Genomic DNA, 19,459 nt, shown 5'->3' on the forward strand with positions numbered 1-19,459 from the left:
GTGCCGCCGCCCATGGGCGAAGAGCCTCGCCGCACCGATCTCAGCCGTTGAACGTGCCAGAGTGTACTCAGTCGGCCACGCTCGCGCCCGGCGAACCAGGTCAGCCGGGCGGGTCCGCGCGAAACAGCCCCGTGCGGATCAGTTCCGGCGCGGGGTGACGAGGCCCGACTCGTACGCGAAGACCACGAGCTGCGCCCGGTCGCGCGCGCCCAGCTTGGTCATGGCCCTGCTGACGTGCGTCTTCGCGGTGGTCGGGCTGATCACCATGTGCGCGGCGATCTCGTCGTTGGACATGCCGCGGGCCACCAGGGCGGTCACCTCGCGCTCGCGGTTGGTGAGCACGTCGAGGCCCTCGGGCTCCGGCGCGGGGCGGCGGGCCACGTACTCGCCGATCAGGCGGCGGGTGATGGCCGGCGAGAGCAGCGCGTCGCCGCGGGCCGCGACCCTGACGCCCTGCAGCAGGTCGGCGGGCTCGGTGTCCTTGACCAGGAACCCGCCCGCGCCCGCCCTGAGCGCGTTGAAGACGTACTCATCGAGCCCGTAGTTGGTGAGGATCACGACGTGGACCTCGCTCAGCCGCTCGTCGGCCGCGATGCGCCTGGTCGCCTCGATGCCGTCCATCACCGGCATCTGCACGTCGACCAGCGCCACGTCCGGCAGGTGCTCCAGGGCGAGGGCGATGGCCTGCTCGCCGTTCGCGGCCTCGGCCACCACCTCGATGTCGTCCTCGGCCTCCAGCAGGGCGCGGAAGCCGCCCCGGATGAGCGCCTGGTCGTCCACCAGCAGCACGCGGATCACGCCGATTCCCCCACCGGGAGCCCCGCCGGCAGGCCGGCCGGTGGCTCGGCGCTGACGGGGAGCCGCGCGCTGACCGTGAAGCCGCCCTCCGGGCGGGGCTCGGCCAGCAGCCGGCCGCCGAGCGCCGTGACGCGCTCGCGCATGCCGAGCAGCCCCACCCCGGGCACGGGCGGGTCGTCCCTGGTCGCCGGCCCGTCGTCGTCGACCCGCACGACCAGTTCCTCCTCGCCGTAGTCCACCCGCACCGTCGCCGCCGCGCCGCCGGCGTGCCTGGAGACGTTGGTGAGCGCCTCCTGGACGATCCGGTACGCGGCCCGGTCCACCTCGGGCGGCAGCTGCCGGCGTACCCCCGAGATCGTCACCGTGGCGGACAGCCCGGTCGAGCACGCCCGCTCCACCAGGTCGTCGAGCCGGTCGAGGCCGCTGGCGGAGGGCTCGGAGCCGGGCTCCGGCTGGTCGGAGTCGCGCAGCACCTCCAGCGTGGCGCGCAACTCGCGCATGGCGTCGCCGCTGGCCTCCTGGATGGCGAGCAGCGCGGCGGGCACCTCGTCGCCGCGCTTGCGCGCCAGGTGCACGGCCACCCCGGCCTGCACCTTGATGATGGAGATGCTGTGGGTGAGCGAGTCGTGCAGCTCCCTGGCGATCCTGAGCCGCTCCTCGCCCGCGCGGCGGCGCGCGGCCTCCTCGCGGGTGCGCTCGGCCTCGGCGGCCCGCTGCTCGGCCTGCTCGACGTACGCCTGCCGGTGCCGGGCCACGGTGGCCATCACCCCCGACGCGACGAACCAGCCGACCAGCAGCGTCGTCTGCTGGACGAGGTCCTGGGGGCTCTGCCCGGTGGCGGTGGCGAGCTTCGCGGCCAGGCCGCCGCCCAGGAAGGCCGCGCTCGCCAGCGCGGGCAGCAGCCGGTGGCCCGCGCGTACCGCCCCGAAGACCGACACCATCACGGGGAAGCCGGCCGGCGGGCCCGGGTCGGTGTGCGCCGAGTAGACCAGCATGCAGGCCGTGCTGACCAGCAGCGACACCAGGGGCGCCCGCCGCCAGGCGACGAGGGAGAGCGCGCCGATCAGGACGGCGGCGATGTCGAGCGCACCCGCCTTCGGGTCGACCAGCGCGGTGACCAGGAGCATGCCGGTCACCGCGACGGCCAGGGCGCCGTCGAGGACGATCGGCGGCCATCCGCGCAGAGAGGTCATTCCGCCAGACTAGAACCTCCGCCCGGACCAGGTCTTCGGCGGTTCGGCGTAATTCGGCGCTACTTCCCCGGGAGTAGTCCGCGCGGGGGTGCTTCCGGGGCGGTAGGCGGGAGAGCCCTCCCTGGCACGACGACCGCGGCGCGGACGGCGAGCACGATGTCGATTATGGACACGATCCGACGCAGGAGCCGGTGATGGCCGGCCAGTTCCGTTATGTCACCCCGGTGGAGCCGCAGGGCGCGACCGGGCTGGTCGCCCGGGTCTACGCGCAGCTCGCGAACGACTTCGGCATGGCCCGCATGGCCGTCTTCCTGACCCTGTCGCCCGCCGAGGAGGTGCTCGCGGCGACCTGGGCCACGCTGCGCGAGTCGCTGCTGGCCGGCGACGAGCCCAGGACCGCCAAGGAGGTCGTGGCGCTGGGGGTGTCGATGGCCAACCGGTGCCCGTTCTGCGTGGCCGCGCACACGACGCTGCTGCACGCGACGGGCGACCACCGGCTGGCAGAGACCATCGCCGCCGGCGGCACGCCCGCCGATCCCCGGCACGCCGAGCTGCTGGCCTGGGCCAGGACGGGGCGCGTGGCGGCGTCCGTCGGGGCCGAGCACATCGGCACGGCGCTGATCTTCCACTTCATCAACCGCATGGCCTCGGCGCTGCTCACCGAGAACCTGCTCCCCGGGAACCTGCAGAACTCCCGCCTGGTCAGGAGCGTGGGCGGCCGGGTCATGTCGCGTACGGTGCGCAGGCCGCTGCCGCCCGGCGCGAGCCTGCCGCTGGTCGCGGGCCTGCCCGCGCTGCCCGAGCCCTCCTGGGGCGCGGGCACGGCCGCCGGCGCCGCCTACGCCGTGTTGCGCGCGGTCGCGGGGGCCGGCGCGCACCTGCTGGGGGAGGCCGCCCGCGCCGCCGTGACGAGCGCGGTCGCGGCCTGGGACGGCGAGCACCCGCCGATGGGCCGGGCCTGGCTGGACGGCCCGCTCGCCGGGGTGCCCGCCGCCGAGCGGCCGGGCGCAGCCCTCGCCCTGCTGGCGGCGCTGGCGCCGTACCGGGTGACGGACGCCGACGTGGCCGCCTGGCGCGGTTCCAGGCCGGACGAGGACCTGGTACGGCTCTGCGCCTTCGGCGCCATCACCGCCACGGAACGCATGGAGGCGTTCATCACCGGCCGCGCGGCGGCCGCGCACGCGAAGCCGGGAGGTCGGTCATGACGGTGCGGGACGCGTACGCCGCCAGGCCCGCGATCTGGCCCATGCAGGCGCTCAGGATGGTGGCCGCCATGCATGTCGCCGCGCTGCTGCTCCAGGCTGTGACGGCGGGGATGCTGATGTCCGCGCCCGGCGGCTCGACGTCGCACTTCGCCTCCGGCATCGCCCTGGCCGTGGTCGGGGTGGCGCACGTCGCCGTGGCGCTCATGGTCAGGCCGCCCGGGGGCGGGCGCGCACGGTACGTCGTCCCGCCGGCGGTGCTGCTGGCGATGACCGCGGTGGCGGGGGTCCTCGGGGTGCTCGGGGTGACGGCCGTGCACGTGCCGATGGGCGTCATGATGTTCGGCGGCGGCGTCGCGCAACTCGGCCGCGTCATGTCCCGGCCCTGACGCCACACCCTCGTCGAGGGACGTCGACAGGGCGGTGGGGCGCGCTCAGAATCGAGAGCATGGGTGAGCCTTACGTCGGCGCCAGGACGCCGCGACGGGAAGACGCCAGGCTGCTGACCGGACGGGGCAGGTACGTCGGGGCGGTGCGGCTGCCCGGGACTGTCCACGCGTACGTGGTGCGCAGCCCCGTCGCCCACGGCCGGCTGGTCGGCTGCGACGCCAAGCAGGCCTGGGCGGTCGAGGGCGTGCTCGACGTCATCACCCCCTCCGACGCGCCCGACCTGCGCCTGCCCTGCGTCAGCCTGTCACCCGACCAGCGCATGACGTCGTACCGGGTGCTGGACGACGCCGTCAGGTACGCGGGCCAGCCCCTCGCGGTCGTCGTGGCCCGCACGCCCGAGGCCGCCAGGGACGCCGCCGAGCTGGTCGACCTCGCGCTGGACGAGTTCCCCGCCGCGGTCGGGGCGGAGCGGGCGATGGAGGAGGGGGCGCCGCTGCTGTACCCGGAGTGGGGCACGAACGTGGCCACCGACTTCACGCTGGGCGACGCGGACTGCGCCTCCTACGTCGAGGCGGCCGAGCACGTCGTCGAGATGACGTTCACGATGGGCCGGGTCTCGCCGTACCCCATGGAGCCGCGCGGCGTGGTGGCCGCGTACGCCGACGACGAGCTGACCGTGCACATCTCCTCGCAGGCGCCCCACCACGTGCGCGAGCACCTGGCGGAGGCGTTCGGGCTCTCCCACGACCGGGTACGCGTCATCAGCCGCGACACGGGCGGCGGGTTCGGCGGCAAGGAGCACGTCTATCCCGACGAGGCGCTCGTCTGCCTGGCCGCGATGCGCCTGGGCCGCCCGGTGAGCTGGTCGGAGTCGCCGGGCGACCGGCTGTTCGCGACGCTGCCGGCGCGGGCCGCCGTGCACCGGGCGCGGCTGGCGCTCGACGCGGACGGGCGGTTCGTGGCCCTGCACGCCGACGTGCTCGGCGACCTGGGCGCGCACCCGTCGAACGTGGGCGCGTCGACGTTCGCGGTGACGGCCACGCTGCTGCCGGGGCCCTACCGGTTCGACCGGGTCGCGGCCCGCGTGCGCGGCGTCGTCACCACCACCACGCCGACCGGTTCCTACCGCGGCTTCGGCCAGCCGGAGGCCGCCCTGACCAGGGAGCGGCTGATCGACGAGGCGGCCCGCCGGCTGGGCGTGGACCGGGTCGAGCTGCGGCTGCGCAACATGCTCGGGCCGGACGACCTGCCGTACACGACGCGCGTCTACCAGCCGTACGACTCGGGCGACTACCCGGGCGCGCTGCGGGCGCTGCGCGACCTGGTCACGCCCGTCGAGAAGGACGACGGGCGCCGGCGCGGCATCGGCTACTCCTGCCACGTCGAGTCCACCGGCATGGGGCCCTCGATGGACCTGAAGGCCACCGCCATCCAGGCGGGCGGCTACGAGACGGTCGTGCTGCGGATGGAGCAGGACGCGTCCGTGGTCGTGTCGTCCGGCGTGGTGTCGATCGGCCAGGGCATCGAGACGGCGCTGGCCCAGCTCGCGGCCGACCGGGTGGGCGTGCCGATCGAGCGCGTACGCGTCGCGCTGGGCGACACCGCGGCCACCCCGTACTCGTCGATCGGGTCGATCGCGAGCCGCTCGCTGGCGGTCGGCGGCGGGGCGCTCACCCGGGCCGCCGAGCGGCTGCGCGGCAGGCTCGTGGCCCTGGCGGCGCACCGGCTGGAGGCGTCCCCCGACGACCTGGAGCTGGCCGAGGGCGTGGTCAGGGTGAAGGGCGACCCGGCGGCCTCGATCTCCCTGCGCGACCTGGCCACGTCGGCCTGGCGCGGCTGGGACCTCCCGGAGGGCGTCCCGCCCGGCCTGGAGGAGCGCGTCAGCTACGACCCGGCCGCCTACACCTTCGCCTACGGGGCGCATGCCGCCGCCGTGGCCGTCGATCCGGAGACCGGGGCCGTCGAGGTGGAGCGCTACTGGGTGGTCAACGACGCCGGCGTGCTGGTCAACCCGGCCGTGGTCGAGGGCCAGATCCGCGGCGGCGTGGTGCAGGGCATCGGCATGGCGCTGACCGAGGAGATCGTCTACACCCCCGAGGGCCAGCCCATCACCGACTACCTGCTGCCCACCACGCGCGAGGTGCCGGACATCGAGGTCGTGATGCCGCAGACGCCGTCGCCGCTGACGCCGGGTGGCATGAAGGGCGCCGGGGAGGCCGGGACGATTGGGCCCCCGGCCGCCATCGCCAACGCGGTCGCCGACGCCCTCCCCGAGATCGCCGGCCGGATCACCGACGTCCCCCTGACGCCGGACCGCATCTGGTCGCTGCTGTCGGCCCGCTGACGCCCTGCCCCTGCCCTCCCGGCCCCTTCGTTCAGGACTTCCGTCTCAGATCAGGTCCTTAAGCTCCTTGCCGGCCTCTGACAGCGCCTGCTCCAGCGCCCTCATCCCGGCGGGCTTCGGTTCGGGAAGCGCCGGTGCGCGCCTGTCCCGGCGGCGCCCGGCCTCGGGCCGCGGCTGGGTGTCCTGCTCGCGCGAATGGTCGTCAGCACTGCTCATGGCACAGCACATACCCGTCGTTTCGGGCGCGGAATAAAAGAAATCGCGATATCTCGCCGAAGATTCGACCCAAAAGCCTTTTGCGTGCGTACACGTTTCGACAGCCGCCGTACGCCGACCCATAGGCAGGTCCTCTTGTTGAGTGAAACGCGCATCCGCCGTCCCCCGGCCGGGGAAGCCCGGGAACCACAGGAAAGAGATGCCATGACCACGCTGCGACCGGCTCGCCCGAGCGGGATGCGGTTCGTGTGGCCTCTGTGCGACGACGCCCAGACGGTCCGTCACGGGCGTGCGATCATCCGTCGCGAACTGGCGGCGCTCTCCCTCGGCGCGGAACTCGTCGACGACGCCGTCCTCATGGTGAGCGAACTGATCACCAACGCCCTCCTGTACGGCGACGGCCCGTACGAGCTGGCCCTGCACATCGACACCAAGGAGATCATGTGCGTGGTCGTCGACGGCAGTCCGCTGCTGCCCCGGCCGTCGCCGCCGGACCCGGGGTCCGAGCACGGGCGCGGGCTGCGCATCATCGCCAGGCTCTCCGACGGCTTCTACGGCTGCCACCCCCAGCGCTACGTCACCTGCCCGGGGCGGGTCGGCAAGGCCACCTGGTTCGCGCTGCCGCGGAGCGGGACGCAGGGGAACGTGGTGCCGCTCCGGGCGGGGATTTGATCATCGCGCGTCCACGGAGATCCGGCGGCTGCCCCGAGGGGTCGCCGCGGGCCTGCCCGTACGGACGGCCGCCAGCACCAGCAGCCCCGCGACCAGGCCCGTGGCGGCGCTCGCCCGGTAGACCTCGTTCAGCGCCGCGTACGGCGCCAGGTCTCCCTGGTACAGGATGCCGAGCACGGCGATGCCGAGCGCGTACCCGAGCTGCCTGACCGTGTTGACCGCGCCCGCCGCCATGCCCGCGCGGTGCGGCGGCGCGTACGCCATGGCGGCGGAGCTGAACGACGGGATGGCCAGCCCCACGCCGACGCCCACCACGACCAGGCCGGGGGCGAGCGCGGTCCAGGACGAGTCGTGGCCGAGCGTGCCCTGGAGGAACCCGCCGGCGCCGATCAGCAGCAGCCCGCCGCCGACGGCCGCCCTGGGAGTCAGGCGGGGGAGCAGGCGGGAGGCGGCGACCGAGGTCAGCAGGGAGGTCAGGGCCATCGGCGACAGCGCGAGCCCCGCCATCACGGGGCCGAGCCGGAGGTCCTGCTGCAGCCAGAGCGAGGTGAAGGCCAGGCAGGCGAACGCGGCGGGCATGAGGAGGGCGGCGCCCGCCATGATGCCGCTGAACGACCGGTTCGCGAACAACCGCAGGTCGAGCATGGGGTGGTCGCTGCGCGTCTCGGCGACGGCGAAGGCGGCGAGCGCCACCGCCGCCGCGGCCAGCGGCACCAGCGTCCGCGGCGAGGCCCAGCCGTGCTGCCCCACCTCGATGAGCCCGTACGTGAGCGCGCCCGCGGCCACCGTGAACGTGACCATGCCCGGCCAGTCGAGCCGGCTCCTGCCCGGCAGGCGCGACTCGCCGACCGTGCGCGCGGTGAGCCAGAGGGCGGCCGCGCTGATGGGCAGGTTCACCAGGAAGATGGCGCGCCAGTGCAGGTGCTCGGTGAGCAGGCCGCCGAGCACGGGCGCGATGGCCGCGGCGGCCCCGTTGACGCCGCCCCACACGCCGAACGCGATCCCGCGCTGCCTGCCCTGGTAGGTGGAGCTGACCAGCGCGAGGGTCGTGGCCATCATGGCGGCGGCGCTCGCGCCCTGGAACACGCGGGCGGTCAGCAGCACGCCGCCGTTCGGCGCCAGCCCGCAGGCGAGCGAGGCCAGCGCGAACACGGCCAGCGCCCACAGGTACACCTTGCGCCGCCCCACGTGGTCGGCGATTGATCCGGCGGCCAGCAGCAGGGCGGCCAGGGCCAGCGCGTAGCCGTCCAGCAGCCACTGGACGCCGGTGAAGGTCATGTGGAGATCGGCGGAGATGCCCGGCAGGGCGACCATGACGATGGTCACGTCGACGAGGAGCATGAACGCGCCCGTGGAGGCGGCGACCAGGGGCCACCAGCGGGCCGTCGCCGTCGGCTCGGAGATCTGTGTCATGGGGACCACGGTCGTGCCCGGGTGCGGGTATCCGCCAGTCGTGGTGTGGATTCTGGTGGTTTTCCGTATCGGTTAACCTCATCTGGTGGAAAACATCGAGCTCGACGAGGTCGATCGGGGGCTGCTGCACGCGCTGCAGGTCGACGGGCGGGCCTCGTTCAGCCGCGTCGGCGAGGTGCTCGGCGTGTCCGACCAGCGGGTGGCCCGCCGCTACCGGCGGCTGCGCGCCACCGGCGCGGCCCGGGTCGTGGGGGTCGTGGACGGGCGGCGGCTCGGCTACGAGTCGTGGGCGATCCGGCTGCGCTGCACGCCCGACGCGGCGGTCCCGATCGCCGAGGCGCTCGCGCGGCGGCCCGACACGTCGTGGGTCACCCTGCTGTCCGGCGGCACGGAAATCTCCTGCGGGACGCTCCAGCGCACCGCTCAGGACCGCGAGTCGCTGTTGCTCAGCAAGCTGGGGCGGACCAACCGGGTGCTGTCGGTCACGGCACACCGGAGGCTGCACACGTTCGTCGGCGGGCGGGTCGGCTGGGCGGGGCTGGCCGTCCTGTCACCCGAGCAGGTGGCGCACCTGGAGGCGGGCAGCGCGTTCGCCCGGCGCGGCGGTGGCGGGCCGGTCACGCTGGGGCCGGGTGACGACGCCCTGCTGGAGGAGCTGTCGCGCGACGGCCGCGCCGGCTACGCGGACCTGGCGGCGGCGACGGGCTGGTCGGAGTCGACGGTCCGGCGGCGCATGGAGCAGCTGTGCGCGGCCGGGGTGCTCTTCTTCGACTTCGACGTGCTGCCCACGCTGCTGGGCTACGGGGTGGAGGCGCAGCTGTGGATGTCGGTGCCGCCCGCCGAGCTGGACGCGACCGGGCGGGCGCTGGCCGGCCATCCGGAGATCGCGTTCGCGGGCGCGACGACCGGGCCCGCCAACCTGACGGCCAGCCTGGTGTGCCGCGACGACGAGGCGTTCTACCGCTACCTGACCGAGAGCCTGGGCGCCCTGCCCGCGATCAGGCACCTCGAGACGGCGCCGGTCATCAGGACCGTCAAGCGCGCGGGCGCCGTCCTGCCCCTGTGACGGCCGTCCTGCCCCTGTGGCGGCCGGCCGCCACGGGGGCACGGCGGGCGCGACGGACCGGCGGGCGGCCGTCCGGCGGGCGCGGTCATGAGTGGTCGGCCCGATAATCGAGGCGTGCACCGGCCAACCAGGCGCTCGCTTCTCCGGCTCGGCGGCGTGACCGCGGCCGGGGCGCTCGGCGCGCTGGTGCCCGCCACGGCGGCCAGGACGCCCGACGACACCTTCGTGCGATTACGCCGCCGCTGGCGCGAGGTGACGGCGGGGCCGGGATACGACCCGGCGGTGGAGCCGTACCGGACCTGGCTGGCCCGGCTGGGCCGCACGGCGGCGCGCCTTCGCGACACCATGGCGCCCGCCCGCACGTCGCTCTGGCCGGACGAGCCGTTCCCGTCGTTCGCGGCGACGCCCCGGCGGTTGCGGACCATGGCGCACGCGTACGCGCTGGAAGGCACCGGCCTGGCCGGCGACCCCGCGCTGGCGGCGGCCGTCGCGGCGGGCGTGGACCACTACCGGCGGCACGTGTACGCGGCGGGCGCCGACCCGGCGGGCAACTGGTGGCACTGGCAGATCGGCGTGCCGAAGGCGCTGCTCGACGCGGCCGTGCTGGCCGGCCTGCCGGAGCCGCCCGGCGCGGCGCTGTGCGACGCGGTCGACCACTTCGTCCCCGAGGGCCGGCTCGGCGGCTACGACGGCACCAGCACCGCCGCCAACCGCGTGGACCTGTGCGTGGTCATGCTGCTGCGCGCCATGCTCGGGTCCGACCACGGCAAGGCCGCGCTGGCGGCCTCCGCGCTCGCGCCGGTGTTCCGGCTGGTGGGCGACGGCGACGGCTTCTACCGGGACGGGTCGTTCGTCCAGCACACGTACGTGCCCTACCAGGGCGGTTACGGGGTGACGCTGCTGTCGGGGCTGGCGGCGCTGCTCGCGGTGCTCAGGGGCTCGCCGTGGGAGGTGTCCGGCCGGACCGTGTACGACATGGTGGAGCGGTCGTTCGCGCCCTTCGTCCTGGACGGCGCCTGCATGGACCTGGTGCGCGGCAGGGGGATCGGCAGGAAGGCGTTCGGCGACCACGACAAGGGGCGGGAGATCGCCGCGGCGGTCCTGCTGCTGGGGGAGAGCGCCCCGGCCGCCGAACGGGCCCGCTGGCACGCCCTGGTCAAGGGCTGGGCGGCGCGTGACACGTACCGGCCGATGATGGAGCACCCCGATCCCGCGTTCCACGCCCGGCTGGCCGCGGTCGTGCGGGACGACGGCGTGCCCGCGGCGCCCGAGCCGGTCGGGCACCGGCTGCTGCCGATGAGCGCCAGGGCCGTGCACCGACGGCCGGGCTGGTGCGCGGCGCTCAGCATGGCGTCCTCCCGGATCGGCCACTACGAGCACGGCAACGGCGAGAACCTGCGCGGCTGGCACACCGGCTCCGGCATGCTCTACTGGTGGGCCGAGGGCCACGGCGACCACTACTCCGACGCGTTCTGGCCCACCGTGGACCCCTACCGGCTGCCCGGCACGACCGTCTCCACGCTCAGGTTGCCCGACGGCGCGGGTGCCGCCTGGGGCGACACCTGCCCGCCCGGGCGCTGGGTCGGCGGGGCCACCGACGGCACGTACGCGACCGTCGGCCAGCACCTGAACGGGCTGGAGAGCACGATGGAGGCGTTCAAGTCATGGTTCTTCCTCGACGACGCCGTGCTCTGCCTCGGCGCGGGCATCACGGCGCGCGACGGCGTGGCCGTCGAGACGATCGTGGACAACCGCAGGACCGGCGCGCCGCTCACCACCGGTGACGGCTGGGCGCACCTGGAGGGCCACGGCGGTTACGTCGTGCGCGGGCCGCTGCGCACCACGCGCGAGCGCCGCACCGGCGGTGGCGTGACCCGCGACTACGTGACGCTCTGGCTGGACCACGGGGTCGATCCGCGTTCGGCCGGGTACGCGTACCTGCTGCTGCCGGGCACGAGCCTGGAGAAGACCCGGCGCAGGGCCGCCGAGCCCGGCTTCGCGCGCGTGCTGGCCAACACCGCGCGGCTCCAGGCCGTCCACGTGCCCTCGCTGGGGATCACCGCGGCCAACTTCTGGAACGCGGGGAGCGCGGGCGGGTTGAGCGCCTCGGCGCCGTGCGCGGTGCTGGCGCGCGGGGGCGCGCTGACCGTGTCGGATCCGCGGCGCGACCTCGACGAGCTGGCCGTGACGTGGGCGGGGACGACGTACGAGGTGCCGCGGCCCGGCGCCCGGGAGGGCGCCTCGACGACGATCGACCTCGCGTGAGGTGCCCAGCCCTCCGCCCCCGGAAGGTTCGGCCGGCGACGCCGTACATCGATCGATGTAGGCGTCATTTGGCGCTTCGGGACGATCAGGACGGGCGTTCGCTCCAGGAGCCTTGAACGTGTGACACGACGCATCGACGCGCTGGACGTGCTGCGTGGCGTGGCCATCATGGGCACGCTCGGCACCAACATCTGGATCTTCACCGCGCCGGGCGGGCCCGTGGACTTCCTGCGGCTCGGCGACTCGGGAGCGGTGGAGACGTTCCTGCGGTTCCTGGCCAACGGCAAGTTCCTCGGCCTGCTGACCCTGCTCTTCGGCGTCGGCCTCGAACTGCAGTACCGCAGCGCGCTGCGCAGGGGCGTGGCCTGGCCCGGCAGGTACCTCTGGCGCGCGACGCTGCTCCTCGTCGAGGGGGCGCTCCACTTCGTGCTGGTCTTCGAGTTCGACGTGCTGATGGGCTACGCGATCACCGCGATGATCGTCGCGTACGTCGTGGGCAGGAGCCGGCGAGCGGTCACCGCCTGGATGGCGGGCGCCGCCGCCGTGCACGTCGCCGTGGTGGCCCTGACCACCGCCGCGCTGATGACGGCCGGGAGCGGCGGCGACACGCTGCACTACTCGCGGCTCGGCTGGCCCGACCAGGTGGCGCTCCGCCTCCAGAACGTCGTCGTCTTCCGCATCGAGATGATCTTCATCATCCCCATGGGGATCGTGCTCTTCCTCATCGGCGCCCGCCTGCTGCGCGCCGGGGTCTTCGAGGAGCGCGGCGCGGGGCTGCGCACCAAGCTGATCGCCGTCGGCCTCGGCCTCGGCGTGCCCCTCAACCTGGCCACCTCTTTCGCGGGTCCCGCCTGGTTCGCCGTGGACCGCTATCTGGTGGCGCCGCTGGTCTCGCTGGGCCTGCTCGCGCTGATCACCTCGATCGTGCTCGGCATGCGCGGCGCGCCCGGGACGCTCCGCAGGGGGATCGCGGCCGCCGGGCGCATGTCGCTGTCGTGCTACGTCTTCCAGAACCTCGCGGCCGGCGTGCTCTGCTACGGCTGGGGGCTCGGGCTGGCCGACCGGTTCGACGGGCTGCGTCCCTGGTGGGTGCCGGTGGCGTGGGCCGGGATCTGCCTGACGTTCATGGCGCTGTCGTCGTGGTGGCTGCGCAGGTTCAGCCGGGGGCCGCTGGAGCTGGCCTGGCAGTGGGCCTACCGGGCGCCGCTCCCGGCCGGCCGGTCCTGAGCCGGTCGTGAGCCGGTCCCGAGCTGGTTACGGGCCTGTGAGGCCGGTTCCGCGAGCCCGTACGCTGGTCGGGAGCTTGGGGAGGACGGCATGCGGTACCGGCGGGCGGTGGAGCGGCTGCGGCAGCTCGCCCAGGACTGCGAGCGGACCAGGCGCGTGCCGGCGCAGGAGCCGTTCCTGCGCGCGGCCCACGTGCTCGGCGACGTGCTGGCCGGCGCGGACCCGGTCGACCGCCTGGAGGTCGTCTTCGTGCTGAACCTCCCGCCGGAGGAGGTGAGCTGGGGCGCTCAGCCGCCCGGCACCGCCTGGCTGGTGGACTTCCTGCGGCTGGACCAGGGCGGGGTGGACTACTGGTGGCGCTCCCGCCACGACCCGGTCGCGAACCACCGCATCCACGACCCCGTCCGGTTCTGGTCGCTGGACGGCCCGGACGGGGCCGTGCTCGACGCGCTCGCCGAGCGACGCTTCGACCTGGTGCGCGAGGCGCCCCGGCCCGAGGAGGAGCGCGCCGACGTCGAGGGGGAGCTGCGGACCGCGCTGGAGCACCTGCGTGCCGTACGCGACTCGTACTGGGACCGCCAGTGGCGCAGGAAGCACCGCGGCCTGGCCCGCCATCCCGAGCACCACCTGTGGGAGGCCGTCCAGGGCTATTTGGACCTGCTCGACCTGTCGTCCGACCGCCCCGAGGCCGTCCACCCGGAGCGTGACGGGAACGCCTGACGGGTGCCTGGCCGCCGACGCCGTGGCGCTCGACCGGGTGAACCCCCGCCCGGGGTGCCCTCAGGGATGATTCAGGGAACTCCCCGACGTCGTGGACGTCCGGAAGGATCAGACTTGGCGCCATGGGGATGACGAGAGCGGGCATGATCGCGGGGGGACTCGCGCTGGCGGCGGTGCTGACGGGCTGCGGCCTGGCCGGCCCGCTCGACGAGCAGAGCACGTCGTACGACGTGACCGACAAGGTGGCGGCGCTGCGGGTGGAGCAGACCGACTCCGGCTCCATCCAGGTGGTCGAGTCCGACCGCACCGGCGTCCGGGTGACCGAGCTGCTCAGCTGGCGCAAGAACAAGCCGGAGACCAGCCACAAGGTCGAGGGCGACACGCTGGCCCTGTCGTACAAGTGCCCCGGCACCTGGGGGCCGGGCAGTATCGCCAGGTCCTGCGACGTCAGCTACGAGATCGAGGTGCCCAAGGGGCTCCGCGTGGAGGTGGCCTCCGACTCCGGGGAGCTGACGCTGAAGGGGCTGACCGGCGAGGTGCGGGCCCGCAGCGACTCCGGGGCGATCCGGGCGGAGGGGCTGACGGCCGGCCAGGTCATGATGGAGACCGACTCGGGCGACATCGAGCTGGCCTTCGGCGGGGCGCCGGACAAGGTCGTGACCTCCTCGGACTCGGGCTCCATCTCGATCCGGGTGCCGGAGGGGCCGTACAACGTGGTGGCCACGACGGACTCGGGCGGCAAGGCGATCTCGGTGGACACCGACGCCTCGGCCGCCCGGCGCATCGAGCTGTCGACCGACTCCGGGAACGTGGAGGTCGCCGCCGCGTGACGAAGGGGTGGCAGGGGATCTCCGCACCTGGCCGCGACCGCTGAGGCGGCCTCCCGGGGACGGTCGCGGATCATCGCGCTCGACGTCGTCCGCGGCTTCGCGCTCTGCGGGATCCTGCTCGCCCACGTCAAACCGATCGCCAACGCCGGCGCCCTGGTCCTGCGGGACGCCCCGGAGACCACTGCGCGGTCACCGCCACGGCCCCATGGAGTGGCTCTGGCGCTGGGCCACCTGGCTGCGCCGCCCGGCGATGCGGTTGCAGGGTGCGCGGGCCGCGGCGACGGCCCGCGCACGGTTCTCAGCTGCGCACGGTCTCAGAGCCGCAGGCCCACCAGCAGCGGGTCGTGGTCGGAGGAGCGGAAGGCGCCCGGCGCGTACAGGTAGGGCGGGTTGAACTCGGTGTTGTAGTCCATGAACCGGCCCTCGTCCGCGTTGACGTGCCAGATGGTCGCGCCGGTCACCATCCTGCGCGCGCCCCTGTCGACCAGCACGTGGTCGAGCTCGCCCGAGCGGCCGTCGAAGACGTAGCTGTAGCGGTCGTCCTTCTTGACGTACCTCTTGCTCAGGCTGGTCAGCCCGGCGTCCTCGAAGGCGTGGATCGGGTCCTCCTCGCCGTAGGAGTTGATGTCGCCGAGGACGAGCGTGTTCTCCAACCGGAGGTCGTCCATCAGGGCGAGCACGGCCTGCGCCTGCTTGACGCGCTTGGCGTTGTAGCAGCCCTGCCCGTCGCCCTGGTCGGCGTCGTCACCGGAGGCCGTCCCGTCGCCGTCCGTGCAGCCCTTCGACTTGAAGTGGTTCACCATCACCGTGAAGGTCCGCCCGCCGTGCCCGGCCCGGCCGAACGTCTGCACCAGCGGCGGCCGGTTGAAGATCGGGTCGGACGACGACCGCGCGGGACCGATCGGGGTGACCTTGCCGGGCTGGTAGATCAGCGCGGTCTGGATGAGGTCGGTGCCCGGGCCGGGGTGGGTGATCGCCCGGTACGTGCCGGCGCCCGCCTTGGCGTTGAGCGCGTCGACCAGGGCGCCCAGCGCCACGTCGTCGTTGCGCTCGACCTCCATCAGCCCGGCCACGGCGGGGTCGAGCGTCGTGATGGTGGCGACCAGCTTGGCGAGCTGGCGGTCCCGCTCCTCCGCCGTGTCGGCGCCGCGCGACCCGAGCGTGGTGAACCAGTTGAGCGTGTTGAGGCTGGCCACCCGCACGTCGCCGCCGACCCGCTCGGGGCGGGCCGGGCGCGGGTTCTCGGCCCTGAAGACCACGGGCCGGGTCGGCTGGACGCGGTAGACGTCGAATCCGTACGAGAGGACGCCGGTCAGGTCCTTCACCTCGTCACCGATGCGGACCGTGTCCGAGCCCTCGCTGTGGTACGGCAGGGTGGGCGGGTTCTGCGCGTTCGAGCCGTCGTCGAGCAGGATGGTGCGCCGCGCGTCCTTCTCGACGTCGACGCCCTTGCGGTCGGTCGGCTGCCACAGCCGGCCGCCCTCCGAGAGGGTGATCTCGCCGTACCGGCCCAGGTTGTAGATCTCCGAGACGGTGAGCCTGTGGCTGAACGTGACGAGCATGCCCTCGTAGCGTTCCAGGGTGATCCCCTTCTTGAGGGGCAGCTTCACCTTGGCCGGCCTGATGGCGCCGGTTCCGCAGACGTTGACGGCGGTGGCCGGCGAGATCTCGGTGAGGCCGTTGTACTCGATCACCTTGCCGGAGACGAGCACCCGGTCACCGGCCTTGACCGGCGAGGAGGAGTACACGAACAGGCCCTCCGAGGTCGCCGGGTCCCTGTCCGGTACGGGTGACTGCAGGTAGAAGCCACCGAGCCCGCCCGAGCCCTGGAAGGAGCCGGTGACGACGCCCTCGACGCGGACGTTCTGGCCCGCGACGGGGCTGGTCTCGCCGTTGCCCTGGATCTGCGCGACGCCGTGCGTGGGCGCGGTGTCGCAGGTCTCGGCGGGCGGGTCGGTCGGGGTGGGCGTCGGTGTCGGCGTCGGCGTGGGGGTCGGGGTCGGCGAGGGGTCACCGCCGCCGCAGGGCGCCGGGGCGGTGGCGCTGTTGCGCGGCGCGGGCGCCCCCGTCGTGAAGTCGGCGGCGTTGTCGTCGGTGTCGGCGCAGCCGGCGGACCCGCGGAACGCGCCGGTGGCGTTGGTGAGCGCCGGGGCGGGCGAGCCCTCGGAGAAGTTCGCGGTGCCGTACCCGACCAGGTCGGCGATCAGCGCGGCCTGCTCCTCCGAGCAGGGCGCCGAGGAGCCGTTGCAGGCCAGCCCGTCGGCCGAGCGGACCAGCGCCACCTTGCCCGACGTGCCGCTCATGTTGACGGAGCCGACGCTGTCGGGCTGGGGCAGCGCGCCGCTGGGGGTGCTGCCGGCGGCGAGCTGCACGAGGTGGTACTGGCCGGGGGCGAGGGTGCCGGAGAGGGCGGCGCGGTTGGAGGCGAAGCTGCCGGTGCCGGTGGCGCTCGCGTACTGCACGGACCAGCCGTCCAGCGACACGGGGGCGGCGCTGCGGTTGAACAGCTCGACGTAGTCGTTGGTGAGCGGGGCGCCGGAGTTGCCGCCTCCGCCGTAGACCTGGCTGATGACCACGGTTCCCGGGGTCGCGGCCACGGAGGGTGAGGACAGGGCGGCGATCGTGCCGGCGACGACGCCGGTGGCAACGAGGATCGCTAACGCCCGGGACTTAGCACGCATGCCGGGGAGCGTAAACCGACAATCGGCCGAAAGCTCTATATAAGACGTAGGCGGGTAATGAAATTTCGCGAATTGACAGTTCGTGTCCAAGAAGGAGCGGTGGATCTGTCGTCATCGGACGATGCGGGCGGCGCGGCGGGTGTATTCCTTGACGGCCAGGGAGATCGCCAGCACCTGCGGGCCGAGCAGCAGGGCCGCGCAGAGCAGGGCGTACCAGAACCGGAGGGTGAGCGGCCCGAGGAGGAGGCCGTCCGCCGCCCACACCAGCACGGTCACGGCGACGGGCACCACGAAGAAGACGAACCAGGCCAGCACGCCCGCGAACCCGGCCAGCCACAGCCACCGGAACCAGCGGCCCGCCCGCAGGTCGGCGGGCGCGGCGCCGTCGAGCTCCGCGGCCTGCTCGGCGGTGAGGCGGCCGAACGCCCGCCGCAGCAGCAGCGTCTTGACCCGCCACAGGTTGTGGCAGCCGAGGGCGTTGACCAGCACCGCGTACAGGTCGGTGCGCAGGAAGATCATGCACTGCCAGAGCATCCCGGCCAGCTTCAGGAACACCCACACCGCGAGCGTGGCGTCCACCGCGGCCGGCGCGTGCCACCAGCCTTCCTGGATCAGCAGCCGGGCGCCCAGCAGCAGGGCGAGCAGGGTCACGTCCACCGCCATGCCGCCGAGCAGCGGGCCGTAGCGCCGGCGGCGGGGCACCGTCCACACCTGGGTGAGGTCGGTCTCAAGGACGAGCAGCATGATCCGCCGGTCCACGCCGAAGCGCGACTTGACGCCGATCGCGCGGGCCGCGAGCCAGTGCCCGCACTCGTGCAGGGCCGTCGACACCATGACGAACGGCATGAGCAGCAGGGCGCCCAGCCCGATGTCGTCGAGCAGGAACGCGTCCTGAGCCGGGCTCGGGAACAGGGACGGCGAGGTGACGAAGACGGCGACGCAGAACAGCGCGAGTGCCGCGTACGCGGTCCAGGCCACCCGGCCGAAGAAGGGCCGGGCCAGGCGGCTGCTCACCCCGGCCATCCAGTTCCGCATCTGGATGGGCGCGGTACGCACGGCCTCGCGCTCCTCGCCCGGCCGGTCCTCCACGAAGCCGAGCTCGGTCAGGGTCGCCACGAACGACGGCATGTCGACCGCCTCCCCGGCGAACGCCTCGGCCTCGGCGGCGGCCTCCTCCGCGCTCGCGCCGCGCAGCAGCGCGGAGATCACCACCCCGCCCACGGCGGGCATGGTCACGAACGTGCCCGTCCCCGGATCGCCGACCAGGACCTCGTCGCCCTCCTCCACCAGCGTCAACGGGCGCAGCGGTACGGTGGTGCCGCTCATCTCAGCTCCTGGCCAGGGCGCACGCCGGGCAGGCGGGGTCGCGGGGGAACGGCTGCCAGACCGGGATGAGCCCGTTGCGCAGGTCGAGGACGACCCGGCAGCCGGCGGCCCTGGGCGGTTCGATGCCGGTCAGGTAGCGCATGACCTCGTACGAGACCAGCGACCCGACCTGCATCGCCATCGGCCCGGTGAGCCCGTTGGCGAGCTGGAGCTCGCGGGTCAGCCGGTGGGCGACCCCGGCCGACGAGCGCTCGTCGGGGTCGGGCAGGTCCGACTGGTCGCAGCGCAGGCAGGCGCTCCTGCCCGGGTCGACGGAGAAGTAGACGAGCTGGGTACGGGTCATCCCGCCGGCGACGAGCGGCACGCCGGCGCGCAGCGCGGCCTCGTTCACCCACAGGTTGGCGTCCGGATCGCCGTCCAGGCCGCCGGCCACCACGTGGACGCCCTCGGTGAGGTCCTTGAGGTCCTCGGGGCCGGAGATCCACCGGTCGACGGCCCGTACCTCGATCCGGGGGTCGTACTCGCGTACCCATTCGGCGGCGCGATCGACCTTCGAGCGCCCGATGTCGGCGTTCCTGTACAGGAACTGGCGGGCGAAGTTGCGCGGCGCGATGTCGTCGCGGTCCACCAGCGTCAGCGCGCCGACGCCGAGCCCGGCCAGGCACTGCACCAGGGAGGATCCGCCACCGCCGGCGCCGAGCACGAGGACGTGCGAGTCGCGCAGCCGCCTGACGAACTCCGCGCGCGAGGTGTGCAGGCCGGCGAAGGAGCCGAAGAAGGTCAGGTTGGAGAAGTGCCGCTCGTCGGCGTCGGGGTCGCCCAGCCACCGCTCGTCGGCGTTCTCGACCAGGCCGAGGGAGTCCAGGCCGGCCAGCCCGTCACGCACGTCCTCGACCGTGGTGGCGAAGCCGCGCGCGGTCATCGCGGCGCTCAGTTCCTCCGCCGTGGCAGGCCCGCGGCTGAGCTCGTCGAGGAGCGCCGCTATCTGTCCTTCCGGGTCGGCCAGGGTGAACGCCTCGCGGGGGTCGTGGACCACGACGAGCTCGTCGCCGAGGGGTTCCCAGACGCACTCCTTCACCATCACACGCATCGCCACTCCAGACGCTCGACGGGACC

Annotated in this window: 16 protein-coding genes; 9 read left to right on the forward strand and 7 right to left on the reverse strand. The window is 73.8% G+C overall.

Annotation, left to right across the window (positions count from 1 at the left end; genetic code table 11):
* Positions 1-138: 138 nt before the first annotated feature.
* Together FH608_RS07205 and FH608_RS07210 are read right to left on the reverse strand one after the other, a co-directional pair.
* A complete protein-coding gene (locus tag FH608_RS07205) occupies positions 139-798 on the reverse strand; it encodes a response regulator (protein WP_139629576.1) in 660 nt (219 codons plus the stop codon).
* On the reverse strand, positions 795-1,991 hold the full coding sequence (locus FH608_RS07210) for a sensor histidine kinase (protein WP_139629577.1): 1,197 nt from the start codon (positions 1,989-1,991) through the stop codon (positions 795-797). The genes FH608_RS07205 and FH608_RS07210 overlap by 4 nt, the downstream gene beginning before the upstream one ends.
* A gap of 194 nt (positions 1,992-2,185) precedes the next feature.
* On the opposite strand from FH608_RS07210, the gene FH608_RS07215 reads away from it, so the two are divergent.
* The 3 genes from FH608_RS07215 to FH608_RS07225 are packed head-to-tail and all read left to right on the forward strand — an operon-like array spanning position 2,186 to position 5,927.
* Positions 2,186-3,196, forward strand: coding sequence for a carboxymuconolactone decarboxylase family protein (locus FH608_RS07215; protein WP_139629578.1), 1,011 nt, complete (start codon positions 2,186-2,188; stop codon positions 3,194-3,196).
* The gene (locus tag FH608_RS07220) at positions 3,193-3,582 is read left to right on the forward strand and encodes a hypothetical protein (protein ID WP_139629579.1); all 390 of its coding nucleotides are present in this window, start codon (positions 3,193-3,195) and stop codon (positions 3,580-3,582) included. The genes FH608_RS07215 and FH608_RS07220 overlap by 4 nt, the downstream gene beginning before the upstream one ends.
* Positions 3,583-3,641: 59 nt before the next feature.
* Entirely contained in the window at positions 3,642-5,927 is a 2,286-nt protein-coding gene (locus FH608_RS07225; RefSeq protein WP_139629580.1) for a xanthine dehydrogenase family protein molybdopterin-binding subunit, read from the forward strand.
* A 45-nt stretch (positions 5,928-5,972) separates the two neighbouring features.
* On the opposite strand, the gene FH608_RS51310 is transcribed toward FH608_RS07225, so the two are convergent.
* The gene (locus FH608_RS51310) at positions 5,973-6,143 is read right to left on the reverse strand and encodes a hypothetical protein (protein ID WP_193318277.1); all 171 of its coding nucleotides are present in this window, start codon (positions 6,141-6,143) and stop codon (positions 5,973-5,975) included.
* A 204-nt stretch (positions 6,144-6,347) separates the two neighbouring features.
* On the opposite strand from FH608_RS51310, the gene FH608_RS07230 reads away from it, so the two are divergent.
* Positions 6,348-6,815, forward strand: a complete 468-nt coding sequence (locus FH608_RS07230; protein ID WP_193318278.1) for an ATP-binding protein — start codon at positions 6,348-6,350, stop codon at positions 6,813-6,815.
* On the opposite strand, the gene FH608_RS07235 is transcribed toward FH608_RS07230, so the two are convergent.
* Positions 6,816-8,228, reverse strand: coding sequence for an MFS transporter (locus FH608_RS07235; protein ID WP_139629582.1), 1,413 nt, complete (start codon positions 8,226-8,228; stop codon positions 6,816-6,818).
* 85 nt (positions 8,229-8,313) lie between these two features.
* Between FH608_RS07235 and FH608_RS07240 the strand changes: the two genes are divergently transcribed.
* The 5 genes from FH608_RS07240 to FH608_RS07260 all read left to right on the forward strand — a co-directional run bounded on the left by FH608_RS07240 (position 8,314) and on the right by FH608_RS07260 (position 14,336).
* Complete coding sequence (locus FH608_RS07240; RefSeq protein ID WP_139629583.1) at positions 8,314-9,294, forward strand: Lrp/AsnC family transcriptional regulator; 981 nt, start codon at positions 8,314-8,316, stop codon at positions 9,292-9,294.
* 114 nt (positions 9,295-9,408) lie between these two features.
* Complete coding sequence (locus FH608_RS07245; RefSeq protein WP_226899097.1) at positions 9,409-11,559, forward strand: polysaccharide lyase 8 family protein; 2,151 nt, start codon at positions 9,409-9,411, stop codon at positions 11,557-11,559.
* A gap of 120 nt (positions 11,560-11,679) precedes the next feature.
* Positions 11,680-12,786, forward strand: coding sequence for a DUF418 domain-containing protein (locus FH608_RS07250; protein WP_226899099.1), 1,107 nt, complete (start codon positions 11,680-11,682; stop codon positions 12,784-12,786).
* Between the two features lie 90 nt (positions 12,787-12,876).
* On the forward strand, positions 12,877-13,506 hold the full coding sequence (locus tag FH608_RS07255) for a DUF7711 family protein (RefSeq protein WP_139629585.1): 630 nt from the start codon (positions 12,877-12,879) through the stop codon (positions 13,504-13,506).
* Positions 13,507-13,628: 122 nt separating this feature from the next.
* Positions 13,629-14,336, forward strand: coding sequence for a DUF4097 family beta strand repeat-containing protein (locus tag FH608_RS07260; RefSeq protein WP_139629586.1), 708 nt, complete (start codon positions 13,629-13,631; stop codon positions 14,334-14,336).
* A 314-nt stretch (positions 14,337-14,650) separates the two neighbouring features.
* Here the strand turns inward: FH608_RS07260 and FH608_RS07265 are convergent, their stop codons facing one another.
* The 3 genes from FH608_RS07265 to FH608_RS07275 all read right to left on the reverse strand — a co-directional run bounded on the left by FH608_RS07265 (position 14,651) and on the right by FH608_RS07275 (position 19,433).
* A complete protein-coding gene (locus FH608_RS07265) occupies positions 14,651-17,017 on the reverse strand; it encodes an ExeM/NucH family extracellular endonuclease (protein ID WP_139629587.1) in 2,367 nt (788 codons plus the stop codon).
* Positions 17,018-17,128: 111 nt separating this feature from the next.
* Positions 17,129-18,343: a hypothetical protein gene (locus FH608_RS07270; RefSeq protein ID WP_139629588.1), complete on the reverse strand. Its 1,215-nt coding sequence runs from the start codon at positions 18,341-18,343 to the stop codon at positions 17,129-17,131.
* A 1-nt stretch (position 18,344) separates the two neighbouring features.
* Positions 18,345-19,433, reverse strand: coding sequence for a HesA/MoeB/ThiF family protein (locus FH608_RS07275; RefSeq protein WP_139629589.1), 1,089 nt, complete (start codon positions 19,431-19,433; stop codon positions 18,345-18,347).
* Positions 19,434-19,459 lie beyond the last annotated feature (26 nt).

This window comes from Nonomuraea phyllanthi (assembly GCF_006334985.2).
Classification (GTDB): domain Bacteria; phylum Actinomycetota; class Actinomycetes; order Streptosporangiales; family Streptosporangiaceae; genus Nonomuraea; species Nonomuraea phyllanthi.

Coding starts and splice junctions, on each gene's coding strand:
- FH608_RS07215 (WP_139629578.1), top strand. CDS start 2,186: ATGGCCGGCCAGTTCCGTTATGTCACCCCGGTGGAGCCGCAGGGCGCG.
- FH608_RS07265 (WP_139629587.1), bottom strand. CDS start 17,017: ATGCGTGCTAAGTCCCGGGCGTTAGCGATCCTCGTTGCCACCGGCGTC.
- FH608_RS07275 (WP_139629589.1), bottom strand. CDS start 19,433: ATGCGTGTGATGGTGAAGGAGTGCGTCTGGGAACCCCTCGGCGACGAG.
- FH608_RS07260 (WP_139629586.1), top strand. CDS start 13,629: ATGGGGATGACGAGAGCGGGCATGATCGCGGGGGGACTCGCGCTGGCG.
- FH608_RS07235 (WP_139629582.1), bottom strand. CDS start 8,228: ATGACACAGATCTCCGAGCCGACGGCGACGGCCCGCTGGTGGCCCCTG.
- FH608_RS07230 (WP_193318278.1), top strand. CDS start 6,348: ATGACCACGCTGCGACCGGCTCGCCCGAGCGGGATGCGGTTCGTGTGG.
- FH608_RS07225 (WP_139629580.1), top strand. CDS start 3,642: ATGGGTGAGCCTTACGTCGGCGCCAGGACGCCGCGACGGGAAGACGCC.
- FH608_RS51310 (WP_193318277.1), bottom strand. CDS start 6,143: ATGAGCAGTGCTGACGACCATTCGCGCGAGCAGGACACCCAGCCGCGG.
- FH608_RS07220 (WP_139629579.1), top strand. CDS start 3,193: ATGACGGTGCGGGACGCGTACGCCGCCAGGCCCGCGATCTGGCCCATG.
- FH608_RS07255 (WP_139629585.1), top strand. CDS start 12,877: ATGCGGTACCGGCGGGCGGTGGAGCGGCTGCGGCAGCTCGCCCAGGAC.
- FH608_RS07270 (WP_139629588.1), bottom strand. CDS start 18,343: ATGAGCGGCACCACCGTACCGCTGCGCCCGTTGACGCTGGTGGAGGAG.
- FH608_RS07210 (WP_139629577.1), bottom strand. CDS start 1,991: ATGACCTCTCTGCGCGGATGGCCGCCGATCGTCCTCGACGGCGCCCTG.